A 14537-nucleotide genomic window follows, 5' to 3' on the forward strand; every position below is an offset into this window, starting at 1 on the left:
CAGCCTTCAATCTGCTGGCCCTCCTGGTTGGATGCGCAGCATTGCCCCCGCTGCTGCATGCGGCCGGGCAGCCGCCGACCAAGGTCAACGAGGCCGCCCTGCAGAACAGCAAGCGCATCACCACCACGATGCGACTCGCACGTTACGATGGCACGACCGGCCTGTGCACCGCTGGCTCGGTGCAGCTTTTGACGAAAGCGGCGATTCTGGAGCGCAAGGCGGCCTGGAACGAAAAGTCGGTGGACGGTGGCTGTGTCGACCCTGCCAAGAAGCCGGTGCAGGCGCGGGCCCTGTATCCGGTGGACGAAAAGGGAAAGCACTTGCGGGGAGCGGCGCACCTGCTTCTGGAGCTGGACGAGGCCGGCGCCATCGCGGCCGTGCGTCCGGTGTGTGCGACCGATGCCGCGTTCGCAAGCGCCGCAGCGGTCACCGCCGCCAAGCTGGCGTTCTCCCCCAGGATGTGTGGTGGAAAGGCGGTCCGCAGCGCCATCCTGCTGCCTTTCGCATTCGATCCCTGAAATGCATTGCCCCTTCTGCCAGCACACAGACACCCGCGTGATCGACTCGCGCGTTTCCGAAGACGGCGCGACCATTCGCCGTCGCCGTGAATGCGAGGCGTGTGGCGAGCGCTTCAGTACCCTCGAGAACATCGAGATCAAGTTGCCCACCGTCATCAAGGGTGATGGCCGCCGCGATACGTTCGACGCGCGCAAGTTGCGGGTGGGCTTCGATCGCGCATTGCAGAAGCGGCCGGTGTCCGAAGAGCAGATTGAATCGGCGGTGCGCGCGGTGGTCCACCAGATCCGCATGAGCGGCGAGCGTGAAATCGCCTCGCGCCGGATCGGCGAATTCGTGATGACCGAACTGCGCAAGCTCGACCATGTCGGCTACGTACGCTTTGCGTCGGTCTACCGCAGCTTCGAGGACGTGGCCGATTTCCGCGAGGAGATCGAGAAGCTCGAGCGCGACCTGCCTACCTCCAGCGGCCAGTTGCCCTTGCTGGGCGGCGAGGTGGTGCCGATCGACAAGAACAAGAAACGCTGATGATGAAGCTTCTCCAATTCGGGAGAAGGTCGCGCAAAGCGACAGCGGGAACCCGGTGGAATTGCTGACCCTCATGTCACCCGGATTCCACCGTACCCTCACCCCAACCCCTCTCCCGATGGGAGAGGGGCTCGACAGCCGGTCCACATGACTGCCTTCACTGCCACCGATCACCTGCTGATGGCCCGCGCCCTGCGCCTGGCCGAACGTGGCGCCTATACCACCCGCCCCAATCCTATGGTCGGCTGCGTCATCGCCCACGGTGAGGAGGTGGTGGGCGAAGGCTTCCACCAGCGTGCCGGCGAGCCGCACGCCGAAGTGCTGGCATTGCAGGCGGCCGGTGCGCGCGCCCAGGGCGCGACCGCATACGTCACCCTGGAGCCCTGCGCCCACACCGGTCGCACCGGTCCCTGCGCGGAGGCGTTGATCGCCGCAGGTGTCAGCCGCGTGGTCTCGGCCATGCGCGATCCCTTCCCGCAGGTCGACGGCGCGGGCTTCGACCAGTTGCGTGCCGCCGGTATCACGGTCGAATCAGGTTTGATGGAAGCACAGGCGCGCCAGCTCAACCGCGGGTTCCTGTCGCGGCTGGAACGTGGCCGCCCGTGGGTGCGGGTCAAACTCGGCACCAGCCTGGATGGCCGCACGGCGATGGCCAGTGGCGAATCCAAATGGATCAGCGGCGAAGCCTCACGCCAGGACGTGCACAAATGGCGCGCCCGCGCCGGCGCCATCATCACCGGTGCCAACACAGTGCTGATCGACGATCCTTCGCTCACGGTGCGCTTCGATGACGACACGCCGTTCCTGCCACCGCTGCGCGTGGTGCTGGATCCGGGCCTGGCCACGGTGGCGCGCGGGCGGGTCCGGGATGATGCGGCACCGACGCTGTACCTGCACGCTTCCGATGCCAAGCCTCCGCGTGATCTTGACGTGCAGCGCGCCGTCGCTCCGGTCAATGGCGGGCGCTTCGACCTGGAGGCGGTGCTGAAGCTGCTGGCGGCGCGCGAAATCAATGAAGTGCAGGTTGAAGCCGGCGCCACCCTGGCCGGGGCCTTCGTGGCGGCCGGCTTCGCCGATGAAATCCTGTTGTATGTGGCGCCTGTACTGCTGGGCGAACGTGCACGGCCGCTGTTTGCAGGCCTGGGGATCGACGCCATGGCGCAGCGTGCGCAACTCACCGTGGTCGATGCGCGTGCAATGGGCGAGGACCAGCGCCTGCTGCTGCGACCGGCAAAGGCCTGAACAATGCAAACAGGCGCTCCGGTCGCACTGCCAGCGAACGCAGCCTCGGCATCGGTAATGCCGCGATGACAACGCAGTTCCTGTTGCCAGCACCGGGTTGCACGAGCGCATGAAAACCTTCAAGGATCACTTCTCCCAGGTCGCAGGCGCCTACGCCAGCTGGCGGCCTACTTATCCCGATGCATTGTTCAATGCCATCGCCGCGGTAGCGCCGGCAAATGCTTCGGTATGGGAGCCGGGCTGCGGCAGTGGCCAGGCCACGCGCGGATTGAGCCAACGCTTCGCCGATGTGTTCGCCACCGATCCCAGTGCAGCGCAGATCGGGCAGCACTGGGCCGCGGGCGGAGACACCGCCAACGTCCGGGTCGCGGTCGAGCCGGCAGAAGCCACGTCGCTGGCCGACCACAGCGTGGCACTGGTCGCGGTCGCGCAGGCGCTGCACTGGTTCGACCGCCCGCGCTTCTTTGCCGAATGCGAACGCGTGCTGCGCCCCGGTGGGGTGCTGGCGGCCTGGACCTACCAGGACATGGTGTTTTCGGATGACCTGCTACCCGCGGCGGATGCCTTTCGCGCGCAGATCGAAGCGTACTGGCCGCCGGAACGCGCGGACGTGGATGCCGGTTATGCAGGCTATGCATGGCCGTTCCCGGCCTTGCCAGCACCGGCCTTGTGGCTGACCGCCGAGTGGAACCTGCCGCAGTTGCTGGGTTACCTGGGCAGCATGTCGGCAACCGCGCGCTGCAGGGCCGACACCGGGCGTGACCCGGTCGAGCACCATGCCGATCCACTCGCCGCGGCCTGGGGCGAACCCATGCGCCAGCGCACCATGCGTTGGCCGCTGGTGCTGCACCTGCGCCGGAAACCCCGCTAGCAGGGCTTGACCGCGATGCGCTTGCGGAAAACCAGGCGGGCCAGGTCCGTTGCGGCCTGAGGTGGAACATTGCGTCCGGCGGCCGACGCAGGTGGCGATGCTAGAATTCGCCGCCGGTTCGCCGGCCAGCACCAACCAGTAATTCCAACCAGTAAACGTCTTCAGGGCGGGGTGCGATTCCCCACCGGCGGTAGGTCTTCGGCGTCATGCGCCCTTGATGAGCCCGCGAGCGCCTCTGCAGTTTCCACCCAGGAGACCGCCGAAGGGTCAGCAGATCCGGTCCGATGCCGGAGCCGACGGTCATAGTCCGGATGAAAGAAGACGAGCCATGTGCGACCTCGCGGTTGCGCGTTGCCCCGTGCCCTGTGGGCGTTTTTTCGCATTCTTCAACGCGGGAAACGATCCATGACCATCGCCAAGCAGGATTTTCCAGTCGCCGCCTTCCTGGGTGCGCACTGATGTTCACCGGGATCATCGAAGGCGTGGGCCGCCTGGCCGGCATCGACACCGGCAGCGGCGATGCGCGCCTGGACATCGAGGTCGGCAACCTGCCTTTCAGCGACGTACAACTGGGCGAGAGCATCGCCGTCAATGGCGTCTGCCTGACCGTGGTCGCCTTCAGCGCGACCCATTTCGAGGCCGATGCCTCCAACGAAACCCTGTCGCTGACCACGCTGGGCGCTTTGCTACCTGGAGCACTGCTCAACCTGGAACGCGCAATGCGGCCGACCGATCGTCTGGGCGGCCACCTGGTCAGCGGCCACGTCGACGGCGTGGGCAAGGTGCTTGGCATCCTGCCCGACGCACGTGCGCAACGCTGGCGATTCGCGGCGCCGCAAGCCCTGCTGCGCTACGTCGCCAGGAAGGGTTCGATCTGCGTGGATGGCGTCAGCCTGACCGTCAACCAGGTGGACGCGGATGGGTTTGAAGTAGCCCTGATCCCGCACACCGTTGCCAACACCGCTTTCGCCGGCACCGCGATCGGCGCGGCGGTGAACCTGGAAATCGACCTGGTCGCGCGTTATGTCGAGCGCCTGCTCGGCGCGCATTCCGACGGAGCAAGCGCATGAGTTTCGCCACCATTCCCGAACTGCTGGAAGAGATCCGCAACGGCCGCATGGTCGTGATCGTCGACGACGAGGACCGCGAGAACGAAGGCGACCTGATCATGGCCGCCGAACTGGTCAAGCCTTCCGACATCAACTTCATGGTCACCCATGCGCGCGGCCTGGTGTGCCTGTCGCTGACCCGCGAGCGTTGCCGCCAGCTTGGCCTGCCGCCCATGGTTCAGGACAACACGTCCCAGCACCACACCAACTTCACCGTCAGCATCGAGGCCGCGGAAGGCGTCACCACCGGCATCTCCGCCTACGACCGCGCCCACACCATCCGCACTGCCGTGCGTCCCGACGTGAAGCCGCAGGACCTGTCGCAGCCGGGGCACATCTTCCCTCTGACCGCGCAACCTGGCGGCGTGCTCAACCGCTCCGGCCACACCGAGGCGGCCACTGATCTGGCGATGCTGGCGGGAATGGAGCCGGCCGGCGTGCTGGTCGAGATCCTCAACGCCGACGGCAGCATGGCGCGCCGGCCGCAACTGGAGGAATTCGCGCGCACCCACGGCCTGAAGATCGGCTCCATAGAGGAACTCATCCGCTACCGGCTTAGCACCGAGCACACCGTCGAGCGCGTGGACGTGCGCGAGATCGAAACCGAACACGGCCCATTCCGGCTGCACACCTATCGCGATCGCCTCAGCCACGGCCTGCATTTCGCGCTGCTGCGCGGCGACGCAGACGCCAGCGTGCCCACGCTGGTGCGCGTGCACATGCAGAACCCGCTCGCCGATGCGCTGCACTGGCGGCGCGCGGATTTCGGGCCGGCAGTGGGGGAGGTGCTGGCGGCTATCGCCCGCGAGGAGCGCGGCGCGTTGGTCCTGCTGGATGAGGCGTCCAGCCCGCAGGCGCTGCTGGCGCGGATCCAGGCCCAGCCCGGCCACGACTCCGAGCCGCCCAGCGGGGGCGCGCTGGCCGAATGGCGGCGCAATGGTGCCGGTGCCCAGATCCTGGCCGACCTGGGGCTGGGCAAGCTGCGCGTGCTCGGCACCCCGCGCCGGCAAGTGGGACTGGCTGGCTATGGTCTGGAGGTCGTGGAATACGTCTAGTTGCCAGGCAGTAAAGGGCTGCAGCGCCGATCACTTCCGGGTCGAGCGCCGGGACTGGAGCCCGGCCCACGAGGCATCGGGCCTCTGTCGCTGCTGTTAAACTGCCGCCCCCAAGGAAACATCACCCATGCCCCATTACGAAGGCGAGCTGCGCGCTCCCGAAGCCGCACGTTTCGCAATCATCGCCAGCCGCTGGAATCCGCGCATCACCGATGCGCTGGTCACCGGTGCGCGGCAGAGCCTGGCGGACAATGGGATTGCCGATGCGGCTGTGGACGTGGTCCGCGTGCCGGGCGCCTGGGAAATTCCGCTGGCCGCGGCGCGCATCGCCGCCGCCAGCCAGCATGCGGCGATCATCGCGCTTGGCTGCGTGATCCGCGGTGACACCCGCCATTACGAACACGTGGCTGATCGTTGCGCCGAGGGCCTGATGCGGGTGTCGCTGGATTTCGGCATCCCGGTGATGAACGGGGTGCTGGCGGTCGAACGCATCGAGGATGCCGAGGTGCGCGCCGGCGGCAGCCACGGCAACAAGGGCGAGGAAGCCGCGCTGGGCGCCATCGAGATGGCGCAGCTGCTGGAGCAACTGCCATGAACCGAAATTTCCGCAAGGACAGCAACCGTCGCGACGGCGTCGACCCGGTCACCCGCGCGCGCGCGCGCCGCCGCGCCCTGCAGGCGATCTATGCCTGGCAGATATCGGGCGGCCTGGTGGATCAGGTCATCGCCCAGTTCGCGCACGAACAGGCGCACGAGATCGCCGACCTGGAATACTTCGACGACCTGGTCCGCGGCGTGATCAAGCATCGCGCCAGCCTGGACGAGGCGCTGGTGGGCTGCCTGGACCGTGCGGTCGAGGAAGTGGACCCGATCGAACGCGCCGTGTTGCGGCTGTCGGCCTACGAGCTGATCCACCGGCTGGACGTGCCGTATCGCGTGGTCCTCAACGAAGCCATCGAGATCGCCAAGCGCTTCGGTTCCGAACACGGCCACACCTACGTCAACGGCGTGCTGGACAAGGCCGCCGCCGAATGGCGCCCCGCGGAATTCAGCGCCACCCGCTGACCAGGCCGAGCGGGCCGGTTGCCGATCGTCTTCCCCCACTCATTGCTGGCGCCGCCACACCGCTTCCAGCTGGCAACGCCGTGCCAGGGCGATAGGATGCAGCGATGGGTACCGCAGAATTCGACCTCATCTCCCGTATCCGTGCACGCATCGGCGCACGCGGCGACGTGGTGCTGGGCATCGGCGACGATGCCGCGCTGCTAGCGGTCCCCACGGGCATGCAACTGGTAGTCACCGCCGACACGCTCAATGCAGGCGTGCATTTTCCCCATGCCACCACGGCCGCCGACATCGGCTGGAAGTCACTGGCGGTAAACCTCTCCGACCTCGCGGCCATGGGCGCCGTGCCCACCTGGTGCACGTTGTCGCTTTCGCTGCCGCAGGCGGAGGAAACCTGGGTCGACCAATTCCTGGACGGGTTCCTGCAGCTGGCCGAACCCCACGGGATTGCGCTGGTAGGCGGCGACACCACGCGCGGCCCACTGTCGATTTCGGTCACCGCCATGGGCCTGGTGGAAGCAGGCACTGCCTTGCGCCGCGATGGCGCCCGCATCGGCGACGACATCTGGGTCACCGGTACCCTGGGCGACGCCGCAATGGCATTGCATGGCGTGCTGGAAGGAGCGGAGGCCAGCGCGTCATCGCGCCTGCGCCTTGATCGCCCAAGCCCGCGCGTGGCAGCGGGCCGGCGCCTGTCCGGTCTGGCGAACGCCTGCATCGATCTGTCCGACGGATTGTTGGCCGACCTCGCCCACGTGTGCGAACGCAGTGGCATGGGCGCCGAAGTGGACTTGCCTGCGTTGCCTGCTTCGGCCGAACTGCAGCAACTCGATGCGGCGGCCCGCTGGCCGCTGCAGGCCTGTGGTGGCGACGATTACGAGTTGTGTTTCAGCGCCCCGCCAACGCATCGGGAATTGATCCTGCAGGCAATGGATTTCGCCGGCGTCGACGCCACGCGCATCGGCCGCATCGTGCCGGGGCAGGGCGTAAGGGCACTGGATGGCGGTGGCGCGGAGTGGCACCCGGCCCGTTCCGGATACCAGCACTTCCGTTGAGGCCCGCAAGCGCCGGCGCGGGCGCCCGGGCAGGCGGTCCACGCCCCGCATTCCCCGTGTAGGCTAGGGACAACAGCGGCACCGGTGCCGCCGCGGCGCTGCCCATGTCCGACCGCAACGACGTCCCGCTGCTGGCCAACAGTCTGGTGCTTGGAGTCACCGGCCACCGCAGGTTGCGCAGCGCCGATGTGCCCGGCCTGCAGGCGCGGGTGCGCACGTTCCTTGAAGACTTGCAGGCGCGTCATCCCGAATTGCCGCTGGTCCTGCTGTCGCCCATGGCCCAGGGCAGCGACCAGCTGGTCGCGCAGGTGGCGCTGGACCTGGGCCTGCGCGTGATTGCGCCGCTGCCGCTGCCGCTGTCGACCTACCGCGAGGACTTCGATGCGCCGGACCTGCAGTGGCTGGAGCGGCAACTGCCACGGGTCGAAGTGCTGGAACTGCCGCTGGAACGCGGCAGCACGCCCCAATCGGTGGCCGTGCCGGGACTTGACCGCGACCGGCAGTACGCGCAGGCCGGGATTTTCGTCTCCAGCCATTGCCATGTGCTGCTGGCGTTGTGGGACGGGCAGGAATCAGGACGGCTCGGTGGTACTGCGCAGATCGTGCGTTTCCACCTGCACGGGGCGATGTTCGGTGGCGCTGAACGGCGCCACGCCACGGCCAACCTGCTGGGACCCGACCACGAGAACGTCGTGCACCACATGCACACCGCCCGCCAGGGCGACGGCGATGTCTCCGATCCGGGCGGCCGCTGGCTCACTGCAGCCGAAGGAACGCAGGCCAGCGAAGAGCTGCAACCGGAGTTCGCCCAGATGCTCCATCGCCAGGCGGACTACAACGTCGACGTGCACAAGTACGCCGCGCAGATCGCCGCCCAGCCGGCAGACTCGGCGCAGGCAGCGCAGTGCCCGGTCTGGAAGACATTCATCGCGGCGGACTGGCTGGCCCGCACTTACCAGCGGCGCGTGGGGCGAGTGCTGCGCAGCACCTATGCGCTGGTCGCGCTGATGGGCTTTGCGTTCTTCACCTATACCCACGTGGTGACCCAGGATGTGGTGATCTACACCTTCCTGTTGCTGTTCCTCATCGGCATGGGCGTCACCGGCCTGGCCAGCCGCCGCCAGTGGCAACGCAAATACCTGGACTACCGCACGCTGGCCGAGGGCCTGCGCGTGCAGTCGTACTGGCGCCGCGCAGGGATCGTGGTCCCCGGCACCCCGGCTTTCGCGCATGACAATTTCCTGCAGAAGCAGGACGTCGAGCTGGGCTGGATACGCAATGTGATGCGCGGCGCCAGCCTGGACGGGATGCTGGCGCCGGTGATGGCCGATGCCGGCCACGTCGATGCGGTGATCGGCGAATGGATCGGCACCTCGCGCTCGGGCGGACAGCTCGGTTATTACTCCCACTCGGCGCTGCGCAGGTCACGCCTGCATCATCGTGCCGAGCTCATGGGCCATGTCTGCATCGGGCTGGGCGTGGCGCTCAGCGTATTGCTGGCCATCCTTGCCCATCGCTTCGACGACCACCTCAAGCACACCCTGGTATCGGTGATGGGCATCCTTTCGGTGATCGCCGCGGTGCATGAAGCCTACGTGCACAAGAAGGCGGACAAGGAGCTGATCCGCCAATACCGCTTCATGCAGCGCATTTTCGCTGCGGCGCAGCGCCTGCTCGATAGCGCGCGTGGACTGGAAGAAAAGCGCGGGATCCTGCGCGCACTGGGCGAAGCGGCCCTGACCGAACACGCCGAATGGAGCCTGATGCACCGGGAGCGGCCGCTGCCTACCTCGCGCATCTGAGCGCCGAACCATGCACGTGCGGGCGGAGTGCGGCCCGGGGCCGATACCGCGGGTCAGTGGTTTGTCGATCCCGTGGCGGGGCGGGCGCGCCCGCGCAGCTCAGCAGTCGTCGGCGCGGAACGCATCGCGCAGCCAGGTGATGCGTGGTGAGTCGGGGTCTCCATCGGCCTCGATGACATCGAAGCGGCACGCCGTATTCGCGTATTGCCGGTGTTCGGACAGGAAACTCTGGGCGGCATGGATGAGCTTGCGGCGCTTGCCGGCATCGACCGAAGCGGCACCGCCACCGAACGCCGCCGATTTCCGGTACCGCACTTCCACGAACACCAGGGAGGGGCCGTCGCGCCCGCTGTCATCGCGCATCACCAGGTCAAGCTCGCCGCCGCGGTAGTTCGCATTGGACGCGACCTGGCGCAGGCCCGCGCGCAGCAGGTATTCAAGCGCAGCCGTCTCGGCACGGTCGCCACGCGCCCTGCGATCGATCACGCGGGCCGCTCAACCGCCTCCGGAAACCGGCACTGCACGTCCGTCGTTGAAGGTGGCCCATGCCGGCATGCGGATCACGTTGCCAAAGCCATCCAGGGTGAGCTCGCCGGTCGCGCCCTCGAGTCGCGCGTTGTTGCCCGTGGCCAGCTTCTCCAGGTATGCCGTCAGCATCCAGGCGTCGTAACCAAAGGCGAACAGGCGCGCGGCCGGGCCGCGGGCGGTGGGCAGGCGTGCACCCACCACGCTGGCCGCCGGCAATCCGCCAAGACCGCGTGCAGTCCACACTTCAGTGGGGTAGACGATGCCATCCAGCGCGCTGTCCTGCTCGGGCTTGCCCGTACCCGAGATCAGCTGGGAGCTGGCCACGCGACTCTTGCCGGCCAAGCCGGCCAGCGCCAGCTGTGGCGCGATCGCACGCGCGGTGTTGCCCTTCATCGCAAGGAAGACCGCGTCCACGCCGCGTTGCGCCGCAGTGGCCAGGTTGGCGGAAATGCTGCCCGGCACCTCGGCCACGCCAATGGTTTCCACCACGGTTCCGCCGCGCTGGGTGAAGCGCTCGCGGAACGCGGTGGCCGCCCGCCTGCCGCTGTCGTCGTTGCCGTTGATCACCACCGCTGTGCGACGCTCGCGGCCCAACAGGTATTCGGCGGCAATGATGCCGTCGTCCTCGGGGGCCAGCGAGAAGCCCGCGTTGCCTGCAGGCGGCGCGGAAGTGCCGCGATTCAGCGCCAGCACCGGCACCGACAGATTGGCCTGTCCGAACACCGCGCTGACTTCGTCGCGTCCCAGCGGACCGATGATGAAATCGGCGCCCGCCGCGGCCGCAGACGCATAGGCGGCGACCGCGCCGCCGGCCGTTCCCGCGGTGTCGTAGAAATTGATCTCGGGGCGGCGCCGGCTTTCACCGTAATACCCGGCCAGCAAGCCATCGCGAACCGGTGCCGCGGCCGTGGCCAGCTGTCCGGACAAGGGCAGCAGCACCGCCAGTTTCACGGGCGGACGATAGCCGTCGCGCTCCGCAGCGGGGCGGTTGTTGAGGTCGAAACGCCACTGGGCGCCACGTTCGAACGCGTGCGGCAGGGGCAGGCCCCGGCTCAGCAGCGCGCGGCCCACGAACGGATACAGGGGATCGCCGGCACGCAGCGCCGATGCACCGCGCGCCAGGCTTGCGTTGTCGATGGCGGCCAGCAGGCGTTCGATCTGCCGCGCATTGTCGGCCTTGGCCTGGCCGCTCAGGCTTGCATCGTTGCGCGCCAGCTCCGATGCGGCAGAGAGAGCGCCGCGCTCGGCCTGCGTGGTCTGGCCGCCGCCGCTCACCTGGGTGGTCGCGCAGCCGGCGAACAGCGCCGCCAGCATGAAGAGGGGGAAGATCCTTCCGAATCGCATATCCATGGGGCTTGCTCGGCGGGGGTGCGTGGGAACCGGCTAGGATTGTACCTTCGGCGGCGCTGGACTGCGTTCAGGCCACGGCCCAAGGATCATGTAATGCCTGCTGGAACTCTGTTCATCGTGGCAACGCCCATTGGCAATCTCTCCGACCTTTCGCCGCGCGCGCTGGAGACGCTGCGGAGCGTGGCCGGCATCTGTGCCGAAGACACCCGCCACACCCGCCAGTTGCTGTCCCATTTCGGCATCGAGCGCCCGCTCATCGCATTGCATGAACATAACGAGGAAGCGATTTCCGAGCGCGTCGTGGAACGCATGGTGGGTGGGGATTCGCTGGCGCTGGTCAGCGACGCCGGCACTCCGCTGGTCAGCGATCCGGGTTTCCGGGTCGTGCGGGCAGCGCGTGCGGCGGGCCTAAGGGTCAGCCCGGTTCCCGGCGCCTGCGCGGCTATCGCGGCGCTGAGCGTGGCCGGATTGCCCAGCGACCGTTTCGTCTTCGAAGGCTTCCTGCCGGCCAAATCCTCGGCGCGGCGCGAACGCCTCGGCAAGCTGGCCAGCGAGACGCGCACGCTGGTCTTCTACGAATCCTCGCACCGCATCGCCGAATCGCTGGCCGACATGCGGGTGGTGTTTGGCGATGCGCGCAATGCGGTCATGGCGCGCGAGTTGACCAAATTGTTCGAGACCGTGCTCGATGGCAGTCTGGAATCACTGCATGCGCAAGTGCTGGCGGATGACAACCAGCGCAAAGGCGAGTTCGTGGTGATGGTGCAGGGCGCGGGCGACGACGAGGAGGCCCAGCTCATCGAAGGCCGGCGCCTGTATGCCAGGCTCAGCGAACACCTGCCGCCGTCGACGGCGGCCAAGCTGGCGGCCGAACTCAGCGGCGCGCCGCGGAAGTCCTTGTACGGCAGCTGACAGCGGCCGGTACCGGCGACGTGAGACAATGCGCGCGGCGGAGTCGGCCAGACAGTCGCGTCACTCGCAAGAGTGCCGAGGAAAGTCCGGGCTCCACAGGGCACGGTGCCAGGTAATGCCTGGGCGGCGCGAGCCGACGGAAAGTGCAACAGAAAGATACCGCCGATGGCCCGCAAGGGATCAGGTAAGGTTGAAATGGTGCGGTAAGAGCGCACCGCGAGTCTGGCAACAGACCGGCACGGCAAACCCCACCGGGAGCAAGACCAAATAGGGACCTCATGACGCGGCCCGCGTCGGGTCCGGGTAGGTTGCTTGAGCGTAACGGCGACGTTGCGCCTAGAGGAATGACTGTCCACGACAGAACCCGGCTTATCGGCCGGCTCCGCCACTTTCATCGACGCTTTGCTTTCGATGAAAGTCCCAAAGTTTGCTTTGCAAACTTTGGGCCCCTGGCTTGTGCCTCCAATTCCCCGCCGCTGTCGCGGCGCCCCCTTTACCAAAGGGGGCTGTTGCTCCGCTTTCGACTGATGGCTCCGACAGTAGACGGGGCGATGAGAGTCGCGACTTTCCGCGCTACGCCCAGGAAAATCCCAAAGTTTGCTTTGCAAACTTCGGGCGCCGCTTGTTATCCAATTCCCTGCCGCTGTCGCGGCGCCCCCTTTACCAAAGGGGGCTGTTGCTCCGCTTTGGACTGATGGCTCGGGCACTAGACGGGGCGATGGGAGCCGCGACTTCCCGCTCTGCGCCAGAAAAATCCCAAAGTTTGCGTTGCAAACTTCGGGCCACGCTTGTGCCAGCGATTGCCCGCCGCCGTCGAGGCGCCTGCTTGCCAAAGGGCCTGTCGCTCCGATCCTTGATCGATGGTTTGGCATTGCAGGGTGCGGCCGGGCACGGCAGGGGCGAGGTAGGTAGTGATTGAGGCGACAGAGGCGACTCGGGTCGCTCTTGCGCCAGCTACGGATCTGTATTGATCGACAGGGTGGTTTCGCCTTCGAACAGGCCGTTCGGGCCGAAGCGGCGTTCACTGATGAAGCCGCGGCCTTCGTAGTCGATGGCGATGAGGGTGCTGGCGCGGGTGCCGTAGGCCTGGCCGCGGATAAAGGCAGCCGAAAGCAGGCGTTCCAGTTCGATGCCGACGCCGGTATCCGGCAACGCGGAGTCTTCGGCAATGCGTTCGTCGGCCAGCGCGTTCCAGAGCGGAGCAAGGTCCTCTTCGCCGGAATCGATCCATTTTTCCAGCGCTCCGCACAGGCGCCTGGTCTTGGGCCAGGCGACGTCGAATCCGCCATTCGACATGCCGTGGATGCCCGGTGCGATGGCGTGCTGTTCCAGGCGCGGATGGTTGCCCAGGTAAGCGCAGGCGTCCGCATCGACCAGCAACAGGTTGAAGGGCGCGTAGCCGGCGGCGTCACTGGCAAGGGCCGTCGTCGTGGCCAGTGCATCGCGGCCTCCTTGCAGGAACCGCACCGGCAGCTGTCCGCGCGAAGGGCCGGTGCTGGCGGCAAGGGGGTCGCGCACATTGGTCACCACGGCGCAGCGGCCCCGTGCGTCGGCGCCCACCCAGGTGCCGCCCGAGCGCAGGTCGCGGCCGGCTTTGACCCCCGCAGGCAGCCGCCATTCGGCCAGCGGCGCGGTGGGGCGGGCGTGGAGCTCGTCACGGTTGCCCGCCATCAGCCAGCGCCAGCGGGGGTGGGTTTTCCAGGCAAGGGCGACCAGGCACATGGGTGGGATTCTCCGCCGGCGCGGAATGCAGGGCCAGTCGGGGATACCTCTCGACCAGGATCATGTCGTTTTAACAAGCCGTCGACAGGGCTGAATGATGGCTCAATCTCAAAATTTGAGACTAAACAGCAGCTTGTGGATAACCCTTGAACAAGTTTGTGAAGTTGCTCGCAAGCCATTGAAGTAAAAGACGATTTATCACTCTGTTTCCTGTTGACAACCTTTCGGGCGGTGCTAAGGTGGGCACCAGAGGGAAAACCGGGTTATTGGTGGTTTTTCGTGGTTCAATTGCCGCCTTCAAGCGGGTTTCGTGGGTGCAGGGCTTGTGTTCCAGGGTGAGACCGCTATCACAGTTGACGACAAGGGCCGGTTGGCGGTGCCCACCGCCTACCGGGATCTGGTCGCGCGCGAGTGCGGCAATCGTCTGGTGATCGCTTACAACCCGTTCGAGCTGGGTTGCCTGTACCTGTATCCCGAGAAGGAATGGCAGCGGGTGCGGGACTCGGTCAACGCCTTGCCCAGCACCCAGCGCGCCCATCGCAACCTGCAGCTGAAGCTGGTGGGTGCGGCGACGCCGGTGGAGCTGGACGGCAACGGCCGCATCAGCATCCCGGCCAGCCACCGCAGCGCGGTGGGCATCGAGAAGAAAGCCGTGCTGCTGGGCATGGGTGACAAATTCGAATTGTGGAGCGAGCAGGCGCATCACGCGCAGATCCGTCAGACCTTGTCCGACGAAGATCTGAGCGCGCACATGCTCGAACTGAAGCTGTGACGGACGGTGC

The 14537-nt window shown here is 66.9% G+C and carries 14 protein-coding genes, 1 other RNA gene, 1 pseudogene and 1 riboswitch; of the genes and pseudogenes, 13 read left to right on the forward strand and 3 right to left on the reverse strand.

Annotated features, from left to right (window positions below):
* Positions 1-41 precede the first annotated feature (41 nt).
* The 10 genes from DT603_RS04230 to DT603_RS04275 all read left to right on the forward strand — a co-directional run bounded on the left by DT603_RS04230 (position 42) and on the right by DT603_RS04275 (position 9243).
* Complete coding sequence (locus DT603_RS04230) at positions 42-518, forward strand: hypothetical protein (RefSeq protein WP_162348604.1); 477 nt, start codon at positions 42-44, stop codon at positions 516-518.
* Position 519: 1 nt separating this feature from the next.
* Positions 520-1044, forward strand: a complete 525-nt coding sequence (gene nrdR, locus DT603_RS04235; RefSeq protein ID WP_162348605.1) for a transcriptional regulator NrdR — start codon at positions 520-522, stop codon at positions 1042-1044.
* Between the two features lie 147 nt (positions 1045-1191).
* Positions 1192-2286 (forward strand): bifunctional diaminohydroxyphosphoribosylaminopyrimidine deaminase/5-amino-6-(5-phosphoribosylamino)uracil reductase RibD, encoded by a 1095-nt coding sequence (gene ribD, locus DT603_RS04240; protein WP_162348606.1) that lies wholly within the window; start codon positions 1192-1194, stop codon positions 2284-2286.
* Positions 2287-2395: 109 nt separating this feature from the next.
* Positions 2396-3157 carry a class I SAM-dependent methyltransferase gene (locus tag DT603_RS04245; protein ID WP_162348607.1) on the forward strand — a complete coding sequence of 254 codons (762 nt, stop codon included), beginning with the start codon at positions 2396-2398 and terminating at the stop codon, positions 3155-3157.
* Between the two features lie 153 nt (positions 3158-3310).
* A riboswitch (FMN riboswitch) is annotated at positions 3311-3484 on the forward strand.
* 131 nt (positions 3485-3615) lie between these two features.
* The gene (locus tag DT603_RS04250; RefSeq protein ID WP_162348608.1) at positions 3616-4227 is read left to right on the forward strand and encodes a riboflavin synthase; all 612 of its coding nucleotides are present in this window, start codon (positions 3616-3618) and stop codon (positions 4225-4227) included.
* Positions 4224-5321: a 3,4-dihydroxy-2-butanone-4-phosphate synthase gene (ribB, locus tag DT603_RS04255; protein WP_162348609.1), complete on the forward strand. Its 1098-nt coding sequence runs from the start codon at positions 4224-4226 to the stop codon at positions 5319-5321. The genes DT603_RS04250 and ribB overlap by 4 nt, the downstream gene beginning before the upstream one ends.
* A gap of 127 nt (positions 5322-5448) precedes the next feature.
* Complete coding sequence (ribH, locus tag DT603_RS04260; RefSeq protein ID WP_162348610.1) at positions 5449-5916, forward strand: 6,7-dimethyl-8-ribityllumazine synthase; 468 nt, start codon at positions 5449-5451, stop codon at positions 5914-5916.
* Positions 5913-6386: a transcription antitermination factor NusB gene (gene nusB, locus DT603_RS04265; RefSeq protein ID WP_162348611.1), complete on the forward strand. Its 474-nt coding sequence runs from the start codon at positions 5913-5915 to the stop codon at positions 6384-6386. Before ribH ends, nusB begins: the two co-directional genes overlap by 4 nt.
* Before the next feature lie 104 nt (positions 6387-6490).
* On the forward strand, positions 6491-7441 hold the full coding sequence (gene thiL, locus DT603_RS04270) for a thiamine-phosphate kinase (RefSeq protein WP_162348612.1): 951 nt from the start codon (positions 6491-6493) through the stop codon (positions 7439-7441).
* 104 nt (positions 7442-7545) lie between these two features.
* Positions 7546-9243 carry a hypothetical protein gene (locus DT603_RS04275; RefSeq protein ID WP_162348613.1) on the forward strand — a complete coding sequence of 566 codons (1698 nt, stop codon included), beginning with the start codon at positions 7546-7548 and terminating at the stop codon, positions 9241-9243.
* Positions 9244-9342: 99 nt separating this feature from the next.
* On the opposite strand, the gene DT603_RS04280 is transcribed toward DT603_RS04275, so the two are convergent.
* On the reverse strand, positions 9343-9729 hold the full coding sequence (locus tag DT603_RS04280) for a YraN family protein (RefSeq protein WP_162348614.1): 387 nt from the start codon (positions 9727-9729) through the stop codon (positions 9343-9345).
* 9 nt (positions 9730-9738) lie between these two features.
* Positions 9739-11022 (reverse strand): annotated as a pseudogene (locus DT603_RS04285) (penicillin-binding protein activator); the annotation flags it as partial.
* A gap of 192 nt (positions 11023-11214) precedes the next feature.
* Between DT603_RS04285 and rsmI the strand changes: the two are divergent.
* Both rsmI and rnpB read left to right on the forward strand, forming a co-directional pair.
* Entirely contained in the window at positions 11215-12033 is an 819-nt protein-coding gene (rsmI, locus tag DT603_RS04290; protein ID WP_162348616.1) for a 16S rRNA (cytidine(1402)-2'-O)-methyltransferase, read from the forward strand.
* A gap of 39 nt (positions 12034-12072) precedes the next feature.
* An RNA gene (rnpB, locus tag DT603_RS04295) (RNase P RNA component class A) lies at positions 12073-12421 on the forward strand.
* A gap of 566 nt (positions 12422-12987) precedes the next feature.
* On the opposite strand, the gene DT603_RS04300 is transcribed toward rnpB, so the two are convergent.
* The gene (locus DT603_RS04300) at positions 12988-13755 is read right to left on the reverse strand and encodes an NRDE family protein (protein ID WP_162348617.1); all 768 of its coding nucleotides are present in this window, start codon (positions 13753-13755) and stop codon (positions 12988-12990) included.
* A gap of 325 nt (positions 13756-14080) precedes the next feature.
* Between DT603_RS04300 and mraZ the strand changes: the two genes are divergently transcribed.
* Positions 14081-14527 carry a division/cell wall cluster transcriptional repressor MraZ gene (mraZ, locus tag DT603_RS04305; RefSeq protein ID WP_162348763.1) on the forward strand — a complete coding sequence of 149 codons (447 nt, stop codon included), beginning with the start codon at positions 14081-14083 and terminating at the stop codon, positions 14525-14527.
* The last annotated feature ends 10 nt before the right edge of the window (positions 14528-14537 follow it).

This window comes from Pseudoxanthomonas gei (assembly GCF_010119615.1).
GTDB lineage: Bacteria > Pseudomonadota > Gammaproteobacteria > Xanthomonadales > Xanthomonadaceae > Pseudoxanthomonas_A > Pseudoxanthomonas_A gei.